The 4,682-nt window shown below is 58.8% G+C and carries 6 protein-coding genes; 3 read left to right on the top strand and 3 right to left on the bottom strand.

The window, feature by feature from the left end:
* Positions 1 to 86: 86 nt before the first annotated feature.
* From tnpA to ABID58_RS37195, 3 genes are all read right to left on the bottom strand, one after another.
* Positions 87 to 506, bottom strand: coding sequence for an IS66-like element accessory protein TnpA (tnpA, locus tag ABID58_RS37185; protein ID WP_354037783.1), 420 nt, complete (start codon positions 504 to 506; stop codon positions 87 to 89).
* An 84-nt stretch (positions 507 to 590) separates the two neighbouring features.
* Entirely contained in the window at positions 591 to 1,103 is a 513-nt protein-coding gene (locus ABID58_RS37190; protein ID WP_354037784.1) for a methyl-accepting chemotaxis protein, read from the bottom strand.
* 12 nt (positions 1,104 to 1,115) lie between these two features.
* On the bottom strand, positions 1,116 to 1,358 hold the full coding sequence (locus tag ABID58_RS37195; RefSeq protein ID WP_354037785.1) for a hypothetical protein: 243 nt from the start codon (positions 1,356 to 1,358) through the stop codon (positions 1,116 to 1,118).
* Positions 1,359 to 1,930: 572 nt separating this feature from the next.
* On the opposite strand from ABID58_RS37195, the gene ABID58_RS37200 reads away from it, so the two are divergent.
* The 3 genes from ABID58_RS37200 (at position 1,931) to ABID58_RS37515 (ending at position 4,530) form a co-directional block, all read left to right on the top strand.
* Positions 1,931 to 2,704 carry a polysaccharide deacetylase family protein gene (locus tag ABID58_RS37200; RefSeq protein WP_354037786.1) on the top strand — a complete coding sequence of 258 codons (774 nt, stop codon included), beginning with the start codon at positions 1,931 to 1,933 and terminating at the stop codon, positions 2,702 to 2,704.
* Positions 2,705 to 3,153: 449 nt separating this feature from the next.
* Positions 3,154 to 3,339, top strand: coding sequence for a hypothetical protein (locus tag ABID58_RS37205; protein WP_144030612.1), 186 nt, complete (start codon positions 3,154 to 3,156; stop codon positions 3,337 to 3,339).
* A gap of 618 nt (positions 3,340 to 3,957) precedes the next feature.
* Complete coding sequence (locus tag ABID58_RS37515) at positions 3,958 to 4,530, top strand: GNAT family N-acetyltransferase (protein ID WP_502916467.1); 573 nt, start codon at positions 3,958 to 3,960, stop codon at positions 4,528 to 4,530.
* Positions 4,531 to 4,682: the final 152 nt, after the last annotated feature.

A 4,682-nucleotide genomic window follows, 5' to 3' on the forward strand; every position in this document is an offset into this window, starting at 1 on the left:
CTTCGCCAAGAGCGCCAAGCCATCCGCACCCTTTCTGAAGTCCACAGGTTGGGTCGCAACGTAAATCGTGAGGCCCGCGGCTGGCGTCAGCATGAACGTGTCCGTCGCAGAGCCATGAACACGTCACTTAGCACCGCAAGGCCAGGCGTCCCGCGTACCTCTACCCGTGCACCCTGGAACTCGACCGTAACAACAGCTGCTTCCGCCGATACGGAGGGCTCCGCAGCCGCGGGTAGCGACGATTCCGACACCAAAGGCACAAACGATAAGGTATCCGCCGAAGCCGGCAGCACCAACTGGCCCAAACGCGCTCGACGCCGCCAGTCATGCACCTGCTGGGGCCGGCAGCCATGGCGGCGGGCGACATCTGTGACAATCGCACCCGGCTCGAAGCTTTCCGCGGCAATCTGTGCCTTCAAATCGTCCGGCCAGCGCTTTCGACCCGCGCCAGTATACACATCGATACGCGACGACGGTCGTCTTATGTCGTCCGAATGGTCGTCCATTGTGAGCACCCTTGCAGAAGATGACTCTTCTAACGGTGCTCCCAAGACCGCGCACAAACAATCTGAACGGCCGCGGCGCTACGCTTACGCCTCGATGAGGCGACCGGGGCGTGGAGAAAGGTCAAATTTCAGGCGTGGAGAGCTTGCGACGTTGACGCGCCGATTTAAACCGCTTGAACCCTGCACAGGTAGCTGTCTAGTTCGTGCTTCAGCCGAGAGCTTTCCTCCAGACAGCAGTTCGGCAGACATCAGCACCTGCATCGAAGCCCCTCCGGTTTCCTTTGCGCGGTTGGTGACTTCACCGGCGCTTGCTGCCACCTGGGTCGTCCTGGCCGCCGCTTCCTGCAAATTGAACGCGATGCTCTTGCTGGTCGCCTCCTGTTCCCCGATCGATTCGACCACGGTCATGGCGATGTCCGAGATGCGGCCGATGATGACGCCAATTTCGGTAAGCGCGCCGACCGACTCTGTCGTCGCGGCCTGAATGCCGCCAATGTGCTCGCTGATCTCAACAGTCGCGTGCGCGGTTTGCGTCGCGAGCGATTTCACTTCCTGGGCGACAACCGCGAAACCTCTGCCACGATCGCCGGCGGACACGTTGCAGATCTATCAAAGGGAAATCACAGGTCGGTAGTAGCTCACGGCGTGCGACACGTTGTTTCCGGTAGCTTCCTGGCACTGACCGCGGCCGGCCTCGCGCTGCTCTGCTCGAGCCTGCTCGTCTTTGCCTTTGCTTAGCGGCTGCATCCGACGACGAGGAACGATCGACATCGAGCATATGTATTTTGAGCCGATGGTCGTGCTGCGGAGAAGGACGCTGAACGTCGGCATCCAGTAGGCGTTCTGCAGCATTGGCGGCTCCGCGGCAAAGCCGCCGTTTCTAAGCGGTTCGATTGATATCATGTCCTCTGCGAGGAAGATCGTCGCCTCATGAAGGTGACGGTATTGCCGGTCAGTCGCTGTAATTGTCGGTCGCTGGAGCGCCGTCGGCCCAAGCCGACAGTCGTGGGTGAAATCCGCCGACAAACGGCATCGGAACGCGGAATTCCGGCGTCAGTGCCGCGCCATTGCATTAATCAATATCGCCATATGGCTACTGTGTAGAGGCGAACGTGACCATTGGACGAGCCGACGTTTGTGGAGGCCGGCAAAGTACAATGGCCTGCTAAATCAATTCCAATCGGACGACGCAGCAAATGATCTGGCTGCAGACAATCTGATGCGCTCGGGAGCGAAGTAGCCCGATCTGAGCACAGGTCCACTGCGACGGATCAGCTAGTCCGGAATGGAAAACGAGGTGGCTGAAGCCATCGGCATGCTGATGTAACTCCAGCCAGGTCGGCAGGACTATCTTGTTTAAGGCCGCAACCAGACACCCGTCCGGGCACGACCTTGATGGCAGATGTCTGCACGGATGGACCTTGCTGCTCGTGAGCGCCGCGACGGCGGTGCTTGCCGGCGTCACGGCTGCGGGCGCGGCCGACTGTCCGCGTAAGGACGCGCTCGGGACCTCGCGCGTGCTCGTCGTTGACGCCAAGACTTATCCGCGGGTCGGACTGAAGAGCTTTCCCCAGACGCTGCCCTTGGCCGACCACGAAGTTGTGCTGACCTTCGACGACGGGCCCCATCCGCCGTACACAGAAGAGGTGCTGGCGGCGCTCGCGCAGGAGTGCGTCCGAGCCACGTTCTTCCTGGTCGGCAAGTCGTCGGCCCAATTTCCCCAGGTCGTGCGGCGCGCCGCTGCGCAAGGCCACACCATAGCGCACCACACTTGGTCGCATTCGATGGCCTCGAAGATCAACTTCGAGAAGGCAAAAGAGGACATTGAGCGTGGGATTGCGGCCGACGAAACGGCGCTCCACGGCGTATCGAAGATGGCGCCCTCGACGCCGTTCTTCCGCTTCCCCTATTTCGACTCGACCCCTAAGACGCTCGAGCTACTCCAGTCTCGGGGTATCGTCGTGTTCGGAGCGGACCTGTGGGCCAGCGACTGGGAGGAAATGACGCCAGACCAGGAGCTGAAGCTCATCACCAGCCGACTGAATGCCGAGGGGAAGGGGATCATTCTGTTTCACGACGCCAAGGCACATACCGCCGCGATGATGCCCGCCTTCCTACGGTACCTGCACGACAACGGCTATCACGTCGTTCACATCGTTCCGACGGCGCCGCTGCAGAGGAATGCCGACACGCATTGATGGCGGAATGTCACGGCGGCGCAGAGTGGAGTAATCCCGAATCAACTAAGCCTTCGTTCATGCTTGCCGGTGCAATGATGAAGGCGGAATCGCGCCTGAGCCGTTTCGGGCAGGCTCCGTCATAGGAAGGTAGGAACGGCAAAGTGACGTAGGTCACTTCAGACGTCTGCCTCATCGTTGCCGTTTACGCGCCGGCAGGAGTGGTAGGCGCGCATAGCCGCTCGGCATCTTCGTCGGCAGCACTTCCTGATTTTTGAAGAAGCCCACCGCTTGTGACCTAAACTATCTTCTGCCGAAATGCCGCGACCGTCTCACGCTTTAACGCGTGCCCGCAAGGATTAGAACAGTCTTCCAACAAACAGATCGTAAAGTGATCCAACTGAACGGTAGAAACGATCTCGCGCGACACGGCCCGACGATGCTCTCAGAAAGCATTTTACGGCAATGCGATGGCAGGCCGTGAACCCGGCTCATCAGGACCGGACATTGTCTATTCGAAGAACACGAGAGAAGCCGGCCTCAATCGCGAGCTCAACGACCAAGTTGCACGCGGTTCGTCGGGCGTCCGTGATATCCTTCATCGCGCGGCAACAAATGGCGCGTCCGATGAGAAATTAAAAAAACTGATTATCTAAACACTACCAAAAACAGTGTGCCTTGGACTCGCGCATTCCAAGATTCTCTGAGAGCATTGATCTCAGGCAATGAAGCCGGCCGAGGGACGCTCATGATGCCCAACAACATCTTCGACACGTTGAGTGATTCAGTTATTACCGCGGGCCGATGAGCATTCCTTCCGCGACATGCGCAGCCATTGCGATAAGACCGTCGAATGTGATTGCTCGAGACTGGATCCGGCAAATCGCTGGTCGGCCTGCCCTCGAGCTTTCTACGAGGGGGAGAGTAGATCCAAATCCGTGAGCCTGTTCGCAAGCGGTCAGCCTCGCTCCTGTAACGTCCGAGCATGAACACGATGGCACCCCGATGTTGGGGGACACGCAAGTCCAAAGAAGAAGAGACGGCTCCGTGCGACCATCACGATGTTCGACAAGTTATCCTTCGATTTTCTGAGAGATTTCTTAGCTTAGCTAGGAGCGACACAAAGACGCTATCACCTCGGTGTGAACTAAGACGTCATCTGACCTTCAACCGTGCGGCATATCTGTTTTGGATCGGGTGCTGCGGCTGCCTCCTGCCCCGATGCCGCCGCTGGACCAGGTCGTATGTTGGTTAAACTTGGAAGAGGATATGACATGGTGATCACGCGTGAAGTCTCTATCGATGACGCCACAACGGTGACTCACATGGTTGCTGCCCTACTTGCCGAACTTGAGGGCGGACAGAAGCAGGGCGGACCAGATACCCAGCTTGTTGTCGACCTCCTGGCCATGAAAGAGCGCGTCCATGGGTTTCTGGCTTTCACGGAGGCACGGCCGGTCGGCCTCATTATGTTGTCGGAAAGCGCCGCCCTTTTTGCGGGCGGAACCTACGGCATTATCACCGAACTCTACGTGGTGCCGGAGCAGCGCTCGACTGGGGTCGCGATGCGTCTCATTGAGGCTGCGGTGGGCCTGGGGACGGTAAAAGGCTGGGGCCAGCTCGAAGTGGGGGCGCCGAGGCAACCCATGTGGAGCCGTAGCCCCAGCTCAGCATTGTACTTGAAGGCCGGTTTTGCAGAGATCGGCCCACGCCTCAAGTTGCCGTTACGCGGCTTAGCTAGTCAACGTGCGAAACGTAATGCTGCGGGGAGATCGCGGTTAGATCATCGGCGGGAACGCGCACTAAGCCGCTGTATCCCGGATTCGTCTTCCGCAAAATTTGCGTGAGCGTCGATTTGCCGGCGACCGATTGACCCGCGACGAAGTTTGTAATGCCGGGTTTGAGTCGTAAGCGCGAAGCCGATACCCTTGCTTCGAAGTTAGAACGAATGTGCGAAGAAGCCTCCGGCTTGGAACGGAGGTTTGGATGGGATTGGACA

The sequence above is a fragment of the Bradyrhizobium sp. S3.2.6 genome, assembly GCF_040546885.1.
Lineage (GTDB): Bacteria > Pseudomonadota > Alphaproteobacteria > Rhizobiales > Xanthobacteraceae > Bradyrhizobium > Bradyrhizobium cytisi.

Coding starts and splice junctions, on each gene's coding strand:
- tnpA (WP_354037783.1), bottom strand. CDS start 506: ATGGACGACCATTCGGACGACATAAGACGACCGTCGTCGCGTATCGAT.
- ABID58_RS37195 (WP_354037785.1), bottom strand. CDS start 1,358: ATGCTGCAGAACGCCTACTGGATGCCGACGTTCAGCGTCCTTCTCCGC.
- ABID58_RS37205 (WP_144030612.1), top strand. CDS start 3,154: ATGGCAGGCCGTGAACCCGGCTCATCAGGACCGGACATTGTCTATTCG.
- ABID58_RS37515 (WP_502916467.1), top strand. CDS start 3,958: ATGGTGATCACGCGTGAAGTCTCTATCGATGACGCCACAACGGTGACT.